This is a genomic window from Bradyrhizobium sp. AZCC 1610 (assembly GCF_036924515.1).
Taxonomy (GTDB): Bacteria; Pseudomonadota; Alphaproteobacteria; order Rhizobiales; family Xanthobacteraceae; genus Bradyrhizobium.
The window spans coordinates 189,688-202,735 of sequence record NZ_JAZHRR010000001.1 but is presented as its reverse complement, the minus strand read 5'-3'; the positions used below and the strand labels follow the sequence as shown (position 1 = coordinate 202,735).

At 63.2% G+C, this 13,048-nt stretch carries 12 protein-coding genes; 4 read left to right on the top strand and 8 right to left on the bottom strand.

What is annotated here, in order from left to right; translation table 11 throughout:
* Positions 1 to 13: 13 nt before the first annotated feature.
* Positions 14 to 355 carry an MmcQ/YjbR family DNA-binding protein gene (locus V1279_RS00980; protein WP_334431667.1) on the top strand — a complete coding sequence of 114 codons (342 nt, stop codon included), beginning with the start codon at positions 14 to 16 and terminating at the stop codon, positions 353 to 355.
* A 136-nt stretch (positions 356 to 491) separates the two neighbouring features.
* Complete coding sequence (locus V1279_RS00975) at positions 492 to 1,058, top strand: nucleotidyltransferase family protein (protein WP_334431665.1); 567 nt, start codon at positions 492 to 494, stop codon at positions 1,056 to 1,058.
* A 23-nt stretch (positions 1,059 to 1,081) separates the two neighbouring features.
* Here V1279_RS00975 and V1279_RS00970 read toward each other — a convergent pair whose 3' ends face one another.
* From V1279_RS00970 to V1279_RS00955, 4 genes are all read right to left on the bottom strand, one after another.
* Positions 1,082 to 2,425 (bottom strand): IS5 family transposase, encoded by a 1,344-nt coding sequence (locus V1279_RS00970; RefSeq protein WP_334431663.1) that lies wholly within the window; start codon positions 2,423 to 2,425, stop codon positions 1,082 to 1,084.
* A 261-nt stretch (positions 2,426 to 2,686) separates the two neighbouring features.
* The gene (locus V1279_RS00965) at positions 2,687 to 3,244 is read right to left on the bottom strand and encodes a PAN domain-containing protein (RefSeq protein WP_442894714.1); all 558 of its coding nucleotides are present in this window, start codon (positions 3,242 to 3,244) and stop codon (positions 2,687 to 2,689) included.
* 205 nt (positions 3,245 to 3,449) lie between these two features.
* Positions 3,450 to 4,820, bottom strand: coding sequence for a glutamate--cysteine ligase (locus V1279_RS00960; protein WP_334431661.1), 1,371 nt, complete (start codon positions 4,818 to 4,820; stop codon positions 3,450 to 3,452).
* Positions 4,821 to 4,916: 96 nt separating this feature from the next.
* The gene (locus V1279_RS00955; protein WP_212422353.1) at positions 4,917 to 5,405 is read right to left on the bottom strand and encodes a MarR family winged helix-turn-helix transcriptional regulator; all 489 of its coding nucleotides are present in this window, start codon (positions 5,403 to 5,405) and stop codon (positions 4,917 to 4,919) included.
* Positions 5,406 to 5,527: 122 nt separating this feature from the next.
* Between V1279_RS00955 and gstA the strand changes: the two genes are divergently transcribed.
* Positions 5,528 to 6,142 carry a glutathione transferase GstA gene (gene gstA / locus V1279_RS00950; protein ID WP_334431658.1) on the top strand — a complete coding sequence of 205 codons (615 nt, stop codon included), beginning with the start codon at positions 5,528 to 5,530 and terminating at the stop codon, positions 6,140 to 6,142.
* A gap of 158 nt (positions 6,143 to 6,300) precedes the next feature.
* Here gstA and V1279_RS00945 read toward each other — a convergent pair whose 3' ends face one another.
* From V1279_RS00945 to V1279_RS00930, 4 genes are all read right to left on the bottom strand, one after another.
* Positions 6,301 to 8,514, bottom strand: coding sequence for an FAD-dependent oxidoreductase (locus tag V1279_RS00945; protein ID WP_334431656.1), 2,214 nt, complete (start codon positions 8,512 to 8,514; stop codon positions 6,301 to 6,303).
* 145 nt (positions 8,515 to 8,659) lie between these two features.
* Positions 8,660 to 9,868, bottom strand: coding sequence for an acetyl-CoA C-acetyltransferase (locus V1279_RS00940; protein WP_334431654.1), 1,209 nt, complete (start codon positions 9,866 to 9,868; stop codon positions 8,660 to 8,662).
* 63 nt (positions 9,869 to 9,931) lie between these two features.
* The gene (locus V1279_RS00935; RefSeq protein ID WP_334431652.1) at positions 9,932 to 11,722 is read right to left on the bottom strand and encodes an acyl-CoA dehydrogenase C-terminal domain-containing protein; all 1,791 of its coding nucleotides are present in this window, start codon (positions 11,720 to 11,722) and stop codon (positions 9,932 to 9,934) included.
* A 172-nt stretch (positions 11,723 to 11,894) separates the two neighbouring features.
* On the bottom strand, positions 11,895 to 12,278 hold the full coding sequence (locus V1279_RS00930) for a nuclear transport factor 2 family protein (protein WP_334431650.1): 384 nt from the start codon (positions 12,276 to 12,278) through the stop codon (positions 11,895 to 11,897).
* A gap of 130 nt (positions 12,279 to 12,408) precedes the next feature.
* Here V1279_RS00930 and V1279_RS00925 point away from each other — a divergent pair, with 130 nt between their 5' ends.
* A complete protein-coding gene (locus tag V1279_RS00925; RefSeq protein ID WP_334431648.1) occupies positions 12,409 to 13,005 on the top strand; it encodes a PadR family transcriptional regulator in 597 nt (198 codons plus the stop codon).
* Positions 13,006 to 13,048: the final 43 nt, after the last annotated feature.

Genomic DNA, 13,048 nt, shown 5'->3' with positions numbered 1-13,048 from the left:
GGCGCGCGACCGCATGACCTTCGACGACGTCAGAAAAATCGCGCTGGGCTGGCCTGAGGTTGCGGACGGCACCTCCTACGGCACGCCGGCCCTGAAGATGCGCAAGAAGTTGCTGGCTCGGCTGAAGGAAGACGGCGACAGCCTGGTGATGCCGGGCGTGCCAAGGGACGAGCGCGAGATGCTGGTGGAAAGCCAGCCGAAGCTGTTTTACTTCACCGATCACTACCGCGATTATCCGATCGTGCTGATCCGTCTGTCGAAAGCCAGCCGCGCCACCGTCGAGCCGTTGCTGCGCCGGCAGTGGCGCACGCTGGCGTCGAAGAAGGCGGTGAAGGAATTCGACGCAATATCGTAGAACTCGTAGGGTGGGCAAATGCGCGTTTGCGCCGTGCCCACCATGTTTCCACGATCGGAGAAGTGGTGGGCACGCTTCCGCCTTTGCTCGTTGAGCTACGGCGGACAAGTCGCTTTGCCCACCCTACGGCAGTACAATGAACCGAGACCAATTCCTCACTGCCGCCTTGCAAAATCCCGCCAACGAAATCATTGCCGAGGAACTGTTTCGGCTGGCGCTGCCGGATGCGTGGCTGGTCTCCGGATGCCTGGTGCAGACGGTGTGGAACGTGCTGACCAAGCGCGCGGTCGATTACGGCATCAACGATTACGACGTGTTCTATTTCGATCCCGATACGTCGTGGGAAGCGGAGGACGCCGTGATCCGCACGCTGGAGACGCGTTTCGCCACACGCGGGATCAAGGTCGAGGCGCGCAACCAGGCGCGCGTTCATCTTTGGTACCCCGAGAAACATGACCTGCCCTATCCGCCGCTGCGTTGCTCGACGCAAGGCATCGACCGGTTTCTGACGAAGAACACGCAGATCGGAATCCGCCGCACGCGCGAGGCTTACGAGGTCTACGCGCCGAATGGCTACGACGATGTCGCCGCCCTGATCGTGCGGCCCAATCCCGGCGCGAATTTTTCGGCGGCGAATTACGAAGCGAAGGCGGCGCGATGGAAGGCGCTGTGGCCGGAGATTACGGTGTTGCCGGCGGAATGAGTCGTCCGTGAAGAAGACCGATTTCACGCCGGATTATTCAGCGGGCTGAGGAAGAGTGTGGTCAGGAACAGGCGCAGCAAGAGCCTGAGCCAGCGGATGAGACGGCGGAAGTTGTAGCCGGCGGCGGCGAGGACGGCGTTGGCGGCGTCGCCGCGACGGAACCAGAGATAATTGCGGCCCATGCGGTGCTCGGCTTTGAGATGGCCGATGACGGGTTCGACTGCGGCCCTGCGGCGCAGTTCGCGCTTGATCTTCGGCGTCACCCCTCGCTTCTGGCCGGAGAGGAAGACCCTGAACTTGTAATCGGGTGGCGCATTGTGGCCGCGGTATCCCTTGTCGGCGAGGAGGCGCGCGATGATGTTGCCGATGAGCGCCTCCATGTCCGGGATCACGTTTGCCAGCGTATGGCCGTCATAGGGATTGCCGGGCAGCGACTTCACATGGGTGACGAACTGGCCACCCTTGGCGTGGCCGATCGTGGTGGCGACGGAGACTTTGACGCCGAACTCGTAAGGCCGATGAGCCTTGCCTTTGCCGATGCATTCGACCTCCGGCGCGTGCAGGGAATAGACCTTCGGTCCGCGCTGATGCTGCTTCTGCTCGCGCACGCGACGCGCCAGCGCCAGCAGCTTTGCGAACGCCATTTCGAGCACGCCGTTACCCTCGATCTTGCGGCCAATGTCGCGGATCACGCGGCCGAGACAGGTGCGCAGCTTCTTGAGCATCCTGTTGGCGCGCTTGAACTGCTTGGCGTGGGCATAGCGCTGATGCTGGATCAGGGCGAACTTGCCCACCCGCGCATAGGACTGGCGCAAAGCCACCCCGTGACGCTTCGCCAGCCGCACCAGCTTCTCGCGCGCCCGGTTCAGAAGCCTCGCATCGGTGGGGAACGTCACGTTCTTGGGCTGAACCGTGGTGTCGACGATCACCCGCGACAGCTCGGACGGCTTGATCGCCTTGGTCCTGGTGGCAACCGACAGGCTCTCCTGGATTAGCGCAGCCAGCCGCTCCTCGCCCATCCGGTTGCGCCAGCGCGTCAGCGACGAGCGATCGAACACCAGCCGGTGCTGGAAGAACTCTTCGCCGCAGAAGTATTGGTAATAGGGGTTCTCGACCCACCGCTCGCACAGCACCTCGTCGGACAGGTCGTAGGTGTGCTTGAGGATCGCCAGCCCCGCCATCAGGCGCGTCGGCAGCGGTGGCCGGCCGGGATCATCGGTGTAAACCTCGCCGAACCGCTCCTCCAGGAACCCCCAATCCACCGTCCGCCCCAGCGTCACCAGCGGATGCTTCATGTCGATGATCTGATCAAGCCGGGAGCGGAAAAGGTCCTGTTCTCCCGTCTCGCTCCGCTCCCGTGGTCGCATCGAATCCCCTCGCCAACGCCGTTCACGGCGAGTGAATCACAAATCAAGTTTGCAAGGAATCACGTTCCAAAGGCCAACTTTCCGGCAAATGCCGTTACCGCAAAATGCCGTTTCTGGATTCCAAATCAACGGTTTGGGAATTCTTCACGGACGACGAATGAAGCCGCAGCCCGGATGGAGCGCAGCGAAATCCGGGACAGTGTTGCAGTTGAGACAGTCCCCCGGATTGCGCTTCGCTCCGTCCGGGCTACGTTCTACACGTCACCGCACCACGCCCGACGTAAACCCCGCCTTCCGCCGCGGCGGCTTGATGTCTTTCTTCAGGAAGCAGTGCGCCTCTTTGCCGGCATAGCCCGGCCGCGCGTAGGTCCAGGCGCGGCATTTGTTGTCGGCGGCACAGGCGGCCTTGCAGGCGTCGTCACCATCGCTGCTCTTGAGGTCGAAGCTCTTGTAGTCGCCGCCGTAGCGGTCGATCGAGGTTTCGATGGTATCGTTGCGCCGTTCGACCACGCCGGCGCCGCGCACGCCGGAGACGCAGCAATCGCCGCTCTGCACCCGCGCCGGAACGTTGCTCTTGAGCCAGCACACCGCACCGTTGGCGAGGTCGGTCGGATAGTTGAAGCTCCAGGCGCGGCAGCGCCGGTCGCGCTCGCACACCAGCGCGCATTCCGCCGGATCGCCCGAGATCACGGGGGCGCTGAGATAGTCGCCGCCAGGGCGGTCGAATTTGGCCTGCGCCAGCGCCGGGCGCGCGCATACGGCCGCCGCCAAAAAGGCGAGCGTCACCATACACGCCCTGAGCAGGCGAACAGTCCCCATGCGCGGTTGCTTTCGAGTACGCGTTTCCAGCGCGGGATGGCTTTCCTTCGAAAAGTCGTCCCGCCCCAGCCCATTGGTTCGAGCATGATCTCCGCGCAACGCGTTTTTCGCGTTTGCGCGGAGATCATGCTTCATCCAACCGTCATTTGAGCGCCATCAACCTGTACGGTGGATGAACGGCCCAAAGGTTAGGCAACCCGTTAAATTAAAACGCGTATTCCTGATAGACGGGCTCCACGGAACCACCCCACTCGCCGTTGAATTTGTCCAGCATCTCTTCCGCCGGCGTGCGGCCCGATTCGAGGATGCGCTCCAGCGGTTCGAGGTGGCGGCTCTCGTCGCGGCCGGAATGATCGGCGCGGTTGCGCCGCCGCAAGCCGGCATGCGACAGCTTCAGGCACTCCTTGGCGATTTCGAACAAATAACGGTCCTTGATCCTGGCCTTGAAGCCGAAGCGCGGCACGTCGTCGCGCAATGCCTGACGCTCCTGCGCGGTCCAGTGGCTGACCAGATCCCAGGCCGCGTTCAGGCTTTCGTCGTCATACAGCAGGCCGACCCAGAACGCCGGCAGCGCCGGCAGCCGGCCCCACGGCACGCCATCGGCGCCGCGCATTTCCAGATAACGCTTCAGGCGGACTTCCGGGAAAATCGTCGACAAATGGTTGGCCCAGTCCGACAACGTCGGACGCTCGCCGGGAAGCGAGTTGTTGCGGCCCTCGAAGAAGGCGCGGAACGACGAGCCGGCGACATCGATATAGGTGTCGCCGCGCTTGACGAAATACATGGGCACGTCGAGCGCGTAGTCGACCCAGCGCTCGAATCCCATGCCGTCCTCGAACACCCACGGCAGCATGCCTGAGCGCGCATTGTCGGTGTCGCGCCAGATCTCGGATCGGAACGACAGGAAGCCATTGGGCTTGCCTTCCGTGAACGGCGAATTGGCAAACAAGGCGGTCGCCACCGGCTGCAGCGCGATCGACACGCGCAGCTTCTTGACCATGTCGGCTTCCGAGGAGAAGTCGAGATTGGTCTGCACCGTACAGGTCCGGTACATCATGTCGATGCCGTACTGGCCGACCTTCGGCATGTAGTTGGTCATGATCTTGTAGCGGCCCTTGGGCATCACCGGAATCTGCTCCCGCGACCAGGACGGCGTCATGCCGAGCCCGAGAAAGCCGATCCCCAAGGGCGTCGCGATCTCGCGCACCTGCGCCAGATGCGCCATCAGCTCGGACTGGGTCTGGTGCACGTTTTCGACCGGCGCACCGGACAGCTCAAACTGGCCGCCCGGCTCCAGCGAAATCGCGCCGCCCCCGGTGACGTCGTAGAGCCCGATGATGTTGCCGCGCTCCATGATCGGCTCCCAGCCAAGCAGGAGCTGCATCCCCTCGAGCAGCGCGCCGATGCCGCGCGCGCCCTCGTACGGCACGGGCTGACGGCCCTCCAGCGTGAACGGGGTCTTCTCGTGCTCGGTGCCGATGCGGAACTCGGACGGCGGCTTGATGCCGGCTTCGAGCCACGCGACGAGTTCGTCACGCGATTGCAGCGGCGTCATATCGATCTGGTCACGCGCCATGAAAAAATCCGGATATCTGGCGATTCGACCGAACGCGCCGTGTGGCCAAGGGAATGCGGACGACGCCGTCCGCATCAACGAAAAATATCAGGGCAGTCATCGCGCCGGCACGCCGTCGCGGGCAGCGGCCGCCTTGACGTCGGAGCAGGAGCAGCCCAGCCGGTCGAGCAGACCGCAAAGCTTCATGGCGTCGGCGTCGGACAGTTTGGAGCCGACGTGCTTTTCGATCGCCGCCGAATAGGCGCTCCACATTTTCTTCTGCAGTTCGCGCCCGGCTTCGGTGATTTCAACGAACTGGCCGCGCTTGTCGATCTTGCATTCACGCCGCGCCGCCAGGCCCTCGTCCACCAGGCGGTCGATCAGCCGCGAGGTGGAATATTGCGGGATCAGCATCTGCTTTTCCAGCTCTACCGGGCGCATCTCGCCGGACGGCGCGCGCGACAGTTCCAGCAGCGCGTCATACCAGGCCAGCGGCGGAAAGCCGGCTTTCTTCAGATCCTGCTCGACGGCATCGAGCACCCGGCTCTGCACCCGCATCAGGCGGATCCAGGCGGCGGTCGCCTCGGTCGATGGTTTTCGTTTCATAGTCCGGTCCGTATCTGTCACAGGTCAGTGTACCGCACTAAATGCAGCTGCATCAATCTTGACTATTCCATGCAAATGCATTTAGTCAGCCCACCCAACAATATCGAGGGAAGGAAAAGCCGATGAAATTGTATTATTCCCCAGGCGCCTGCTCGCTGTCCCCCCATATCGCGCTTCTCGAGGCCGGTCTGCCCTATGATCTAGTCAAGGTCGATCTGCGCGCCAAGAAGCTGGAAAACGGTGACGACTTTTTGAAGGTCAACCCGAAGGGCCAGGTGCCGGTACTGGCGCTAGATTCGGGCGAACTGGTCACCGAGGGGCCGGTCATCGTCCAGATGATCGCCGACAAGGCCGCGGCCAAGAACCTGGCGCCCGCCCGCGACAGCGCCGAGCGCTACAAGCTGCTGGAGTGGCTCAATTTCATCACCACGGAACTGCACAAGAATTTCGGCCCGATGTTCTCGCCAGTGCTGGCCGACGAGGCCAAGGCGTTCTTCAAGGACCGCGTGATGGGCAAGTTCAAATATGTCGACGCCCAGCTTGCGGGGCGCGACTATTTGATGGGCAGCCAGTTCACCGTCGCCGACGGCTATTTGTTCACGATGCTGTCGTGGGCGGACCGGATGAAGTTCGATCTTTCGGAAATGCCGAACCTCGTGGCCTACAAGGCCCGCATCGCCGCGCGCCCGAAGGTGCAGGAAGCGCTGACCAAGGAAGGGCTGCTGAAGGCGGCGTGAATTCTAGCGAATGACAAATATGGAAAGGGCCGGATCGGTGATCCGGCCCTTTGTCGTTACGTAGCCCGGATGGAGCGCAGCGTAATCCGAGAAAGTGCCGCAAGTGGCAAGGTCCCCGGATTTCGCTTCGCTCCATCCGGGCTACGAGTTCGCGCCGGTTACGCCGCCTGCTTCTTCGGCGGGAAGCGACCGTAGAAGGTCTCGCCGCTCGCCGCCATGTCTTCCAGGAGTTTCGGCGGGGTGAAGCGCGAGCCGTATTTGGCTTCCAGTCTGTGGCAGAGCTCGACGAACTTCCGCGTGCCCATGAAGTCGATATAGGACAGCGTGCCGCCGGTGAACGGCGCAAAGCCGAAGCCCAGGATCGAGCCGACATCGGCCTCGCGCGGATCGGTGATGACGTGATCCTCGACCGTGCGCGCGGCTTCGACCGCCTGCACCACCAGGAAGCGCTGCTTCAACTCCTCGATGTCGAGGGTATCCGGGTCGAGCTGCTTGGGCTGCAGAGCTGATAACCCCGGCCACAGGCTCTTCTGGCCCTTGCCCTTCTCGGGATAGTCGTAAAAGCCCTTGCTGTTCTTGCGGCCGAGACGGCCCTGCTTTTCGACCAGCTCCACCATCAGCTTCTTCTGATCCGGGTTGATAGAGTTGGGACCGAGATCGGCTTCCGTCGCCTTGATGACCTTCAGGCCGAGGTCGAGGGCGACTTCATCCGACAGCGACAGCGGACCGACCGGCATGCCCGCCATCTTGGCGCAATTCTCGATCATCGCCGGCGGCACGCCTTCCAGGAACATCTCGTTGCCTTCGGCGATATAACGGCCGACGCAGCGGTTGGCGTAGAAGCCGCGGGAGTCGTTCACCACGATCGGCGTCTTGCCGATCACCCGCACATAGTCGAGCGCGGCGGCGAGCGCGACATCGCCGGTGTTCTTGCCGAGGATGATTTCGACCAGCATCATCTTCTCGACCGGCGAGAAGAAATGGATGCCGACGAACTTGCCCTGCTCCTTGAAGCTTTCGGCAAGCGAGGTGATCGGCAGCGTCGAGGTGTTGGAAGCGAAGATCGTGTCCGGCTTGAGGTATTGCTGCGCCTTGGCAAAAGTCTCCGCCTTGACCTTGCGGTCCTCGAACACGGCTTCGATGACGAGATCGCAATCCCCGAGTGCGGCGTAATCCGCAGTTGGCGTGATGCGCGCCAGCAGCGCGTCGCGATCTCCGGCCTTGGCGCGGCCCTTGGCGACCTGCTCGTCGATCACCTTCTGCGCATGCGCCTTGCCCTTGTCGGCGCTTTCCTGGTCGCGGTCGATCAGGACCACGTCGAGGCCGGCACGGGCCGAGACATAGCCGACGCTCGCGCCCATGAAGCCGGCGCCGATCACGGCGACCTTCTTGATCCTGGTCGGCGGCACGCCCTGCGGACGCCGCGCGCCCTTGTTCAGCTCCTGCATCGACAGGAACAGGCTGCGGATCATCGCCGCGGCTTCCTTGGAGCGCAGGACTTTCGTGAAGTAACGCGACTCGACGCGCAGTGCGGCGTCGATCGGCAACTGCAGGCCCTCATAGACGCAGCTCATGATGGCGCGCGCCGCCGGATAATTGTCGTAGGTCTCGCGCCGGTAGATGGCGTTGCCGGCCGGGAACATCATCATGCCGGCCTTGGAGAACACCGGACCGCCCGGCAGCTTGAACCCTTTTTCGTCCCAGGGCGCGACCGCCTTGCCGCCGCCCTTGATCCAGTCCTTTGCCGCCTTGATCAGGTCGGCCGCCGGCACGATGGCGTGGATCAGGTTGAGCGCCTTGGCCTTGTCGACCGTGACCGGATCGCCCTTGAGCAGGATGGTCATCGCATCCTGCGGCGGCACCAGACGCGGCACGCGCTGGGTACCGCCGGCACCCGGGAACAGGCCGACCTTGACCTCGGGCAGGCCGAGGCGAGTTTTGGGATTTTCAGCCGCGACGCGATAGTGGCACGACAGCGTCACCTCGAAACCACCGCCGAGCGCCAGCCCGTTGATCGCGGCCGCCCACGGCTTGCCGCAAGTTTCGATGCCGCGCAGCACCAGCGAGAAGCGGCGGCTCTGCTCGAACAGCATCTGGTTGGCCGCGACCTCGCCCTTTTCCTTGAAGACCTTGGCGTATTCCTGATTCATGCCCTCGAGCATGGACAGGTCGGCACCGGCGCAAAACGCTTCCTTGCTCGAGGTGATTACGACGCCCTTCACCGCGGCATCGGCCGTGGTCTGTTTCAGGATCTCCTCGAGCTCGGTGGTCGAGGTCTCGTCCAGCACGTTCATCGAACGTCCGGGGATGTCCCAGGTGACGAGCGCAATGCCGTCGGCGTCGGTCTCTAGCTTGAAATTCTTGAAGGCCATGTTGGTTGCTCCCTCGGTGCCGGCAGCCGATGTCAGGCGCGGCGGTTGTATTGGATTTCGTGGGGTGGGTTAGCGAAGCGTAACCCACCACTTCTCTCGCCGTGGCACGGTGGGTTACGCCTTCGGCTAACCCACCCTACGGCAGCTAGACTCTTTCGATGATCGTAGCTGTCCCCATGCCGCCGCCAATGCACAACGTCACCAGCGCGGTCGACTTGTTGGTGCGCTCGAGTTCGTCGAGCACGGTGCCGAGGATCATGGCCCCCGTTGCACCGAGCGGATGGCCGAGCGCGATCGCGCCGCCATTGACGTTGATCTTCGAAGAGTCGATGTCGAAGGCCTGCATGTAGCGCAGCACCACCGAAGCAAAGGCCTCGTTCAGTTCGAAGAGATCGATGTCCGACTTCTTCATGCCGGAGCGCTCGAACAGCTTTTCGGTGACGTCGACCGGACCGGTCAGCATCATCGCCGGCTCGGAGCCGATATTGGCAAAGGCGCGGATTCTTGCACGCGGCTTCAGGCCATGCTTGGCGCCCGCTTCCTTGCTGCCGAGCAGCACCGCACCGGCGCCGTCGACGATCCCGGAGGAATTGCCGGCGTGGTGCACGTAGTTGATCTTCTCGACCTCGGGATGCGACTGGATCGCCACCGCGTCGAAGCCGCCCATCTGGCCCATGACGACGAACGCCGGCTGCAACTGGCCGAGCGACTGCATCGTCGTGGTCGGACGCATGTGCTCGTCCTTGGCGAGGATGGTGAGGCCGTTGATGTCCTTCACCGGCACCACCGACTTGTTGAAGCGGCCCTCGTCCCAGGCCTTCGCGGCGCGCTGTTGGCTCTGCACCGCATAGGCATCGACGTCGTCGCGCGAGAAGCCGTACTTGGTGGCGATCAGATCGGCCGAGACGCCCTGCGGCATGAAATAGGAAGGCACCGCCATCGAGGGATCCATCGGCCAGGCGCCGCCGGAAGCGCCGATGCCGACGCGGCTCATCGATTCGGCGCCGCCGCCGATCACGAGCTCATGCTGGCCGGCCATGATCTGGGCAGCGGCGAAATTCACGGCATCAAGGCCGGAGGCACAGAAGCGGCTGATCTGCACGCCGGGGACGGATTCGCCGAGGCCCGCCTTCAACGCCGCGAAACGCGCAATGTCGCTTCCGGCCTCGCCGACCGGATCGACCACACCGAGGATGACGTCGTCGACGACGTCTTCGCCGAGATTGTTGCGCTCCTTCAGCGCCTGCAGCGGCACCGTCGCCAGCGCCAGCGCGGTGACCTCGTGGAGTGCGCCATCGGACTTGCCGCGGCCGCGCGGGGTACGAACGTGATCGTAGATATATGCCTCAGGCATGACGCCCTCCTGGTATGAGGATCATAATATTATAGGCGAAAGGACAGGGAAGCGGCGGAAATCTCAGAACGCTTCCGCCGCCAATTCCATGGTGGTGGCGCATCCGGTCTGGATGCGCGCAAGATGGACGTGGGTTTCCGGCAACATCCGCTCCATGAAGAAGCGGCCGGTCACCAGCTTGGTGCTGAGATAGGGCGTGGCGCCGGAGGCCGCAATCTTGTCCTGCGCTACTTTGGCCATCCGCGCCCACATATAGGCGAAGGTGACGAGGCCGAACAATTGCATGTAGTCGGTGGCGGCGGCGCCGGCATTATCGGGCTTGGTCAGCGCGTTCTGCATCAGCCAGCCGGTGGCCTGCTGCAGGTGGCCGAGCGCGGCCGAGAGCGGGGTGACAAACGGCTTCATCGCCTCATCGCCGCCGTGCTCCTTGGCGAAGGCTGCAACCTCGGCAAAGAACGCCATCACGGCGCGGCCGCCGTCGCGCGGCAGCTTGCGGCCGACCAGATCGAGTGCCTGGATGCCGTTGGCGCCCTCATAAAGCATGGCGATGCGGGCATCGCGCACAAACTGCTCCATGCCGTGCTCGGCGATATAGCCATGGCCGCCATACATCTGCTGCGCCAGCACCGCGTTGGAGAATCCGACATCGGTCATCACGCCCTTCATGACCGGCGTCATCAGGCCCATGTGGTCGTCGGCCTCCTGGCGGTCCTTCGGGTCGGAAGAGCGGTGGGCGACGTCGCTCTTCAGCGCGGTCCACACCACCATGGCGCGCGCCGCCTCGTTGAAAGCGCGGATGGTCAGCAGCACGCGGCGCACGTCGGGATGCACGATGATCGGGTCGGCCGGCTTGTCCGCCTCCTTTGCGCCCGTCAGCGAGCGGCCCTGCAGACGCTCGCGCGCGTAATTGACGGCGTTCTGATAGGCGACCTCGGACTGCGCGAGACCCTGCACGGCGACGCCGAGGCGGGCCTCGTTCATCATCACGAACATGCCCTGCATGCCCTTGTTTTCCTCGCCGATCAGCCAGCCGGTGGCGCCGTCGTAGTTCATCACGCAGGTGGAGTTGCCGTGGATGCCCATCTTGTGCTCGATCGAGCCGCAGGTGACGCCATTGCGCGCGCCCAGCGAGCCGTCGGCATTGACCAGCACCTTCGGCACCACAAACAGCGAGACGCCCTTGATGCCGGCGGGCGCGCCTTCGATACGCGCCAGCACCAGATGGATGATGTTGTCGGCGAGATCGTGCTCGCCGGCGGAGATGAATATCTTGGTGCCCGTGATCTTGTAGCTGCCGTCGGGCTGCTTCACCGCCTTGGTGCGCAACAGGCCGAGATCCGTGCCGCATTGCGGCTCGGTGAGGTTCATGGTGCCGGTCCACTCGCCCGCCACCATCTTCGGCACAAACATCTTCTTCTGCTCGGGCTTGCCGTGCACCATCAGCGCCGCGGTCGCGCCCATGGTCAGGCCGCCATACATCGAAAACGCCATGTTGGCCGCGCTCTGGAATTCGGTGACGACCTGGCTCAGCGTCACCGGCAGCCCCTGCCCGCCATATTCCGCCGGCGCCGACAGGCCGAGCCAGCCGCCTTCGGCGACCTGCTTGAAGGCTTCCTTGAAGCCTTTCGGCGTGGTGACGCTGCCATCGTCATGCCGCTTGCAGCCTTCCAGATCGCCTGTGCGGTTGAGCGGCTGCAAGACCTCTTCAGAGAGTTTTGCTGCCTCGCCCAGGATCGCTTCGCGCACATCGGCGGAGGCGTCGGTGAAGCCGGGCAGATTGTCGTAGCGATCGATCTGGAACACGTCGTTGAGCAGGAAGGTGACGTCTTCCACAGGGGCTTTGTAGATCGGCATGATGTTCTCCCGGCAGGGGCATAAGAGTGGCGAAGGCGCGTGAAATGGATTCGTCGTGGCGTTCCGGAACGAGACCTTATCCGGTTCGGGCAGTCCCAGGGAGCGAGCAGGTCAGCAAATATCCGGACAGCCATTGCGACATAAACCGCCGCCGGACGTCGCAGCCTTTTCACTACTTGGCGAGTTGCTCTCCCATCAAGCGGTGCAGCAGATTGATTCCCTTCAGCGGACGCACCATCACCTTGAAGTGCGTGATCTTACCGTCATCGCTGAAGGTGATGATATCAACGCCGTTGATCTTGATCCCCTCGATCTCGTTTTCGAATTCGAGGACCGCGCCGTTCGCGCTGCGCCATTCGCCGGTATATTTGAAGCCGGGGCCGCCCAGCACCTTTTCGGCGCTAGCCAGATATTTGACGGTGATGTCGCGCCCGCGCTGCGGCGTGTGGACGACGGGGCTTTCGAACACCGCATCCGGATGCAGCAGGTCCCACAACGCCGCCGTGTCATGGGACTTCATGTAGCCGTACCACTTGTCGAGGCCGCTCATGGTCATCATGTCTCCTCTAGCGGGCGATGACAGGCTGACGCCGGGGAATGGACCTTCTCCGGATCTTATGCGCGTTGACGCATATGCAACTTTATGCATAATGTCAAATTACAACTGAAAGCCGGAGGCCAGCGTCTTGGCGCTTGGTGACGCGATCCTTGCCTGCCTGACCGAACGTCCGATGACGGGCTATGAGCTCGCCAAGACGTTCGACAACTCCATTGGATTCTTCTGGAAGGCCGACCACCAGCAAATTTATCGGGAACTCACCAAGCTTCGCGACCGAGGCCATATCCAGGGCCGCGAGGTGGTGCAATCCGGCAAGCCGAACAAGCTGGTCTATACGCTCACACCAGAAGGGCGGGCCGCGCTCCGGCATTGGGCCGCGCGGCCGAGCGTTCCGGCCTCTATCAAGGACGATCTTCTGGTGCGGCTCTACGCGCTCGACAGCGTCGACATCGAACCGTTGCGCACCGACCTGATGGCGCGGCTGGAACATCACCGCGACCGTTTCGCCCGCTACGAGCGCCTGCTCAACAAACGTTTTCCCCAAGGTACGGCGCCGCCGGCCGATGTGGGCAAACTGCTCGGACTTCGCATCGGCCTCGCCCACGAGCGCGCCGTGGCGGAGTGGTGCGAAGAGGCGATCGAAGCGTTGTCAGCCCTCACTTCCGGCGCGGAGCGGACCAACGTCGTGCCGATCGAGGATAGCCAGCGCGAAAAGAACGGCTAGAGCCTTATAGAGCCAGCCGATTTGGCCGCCCGGTAACTTTTAG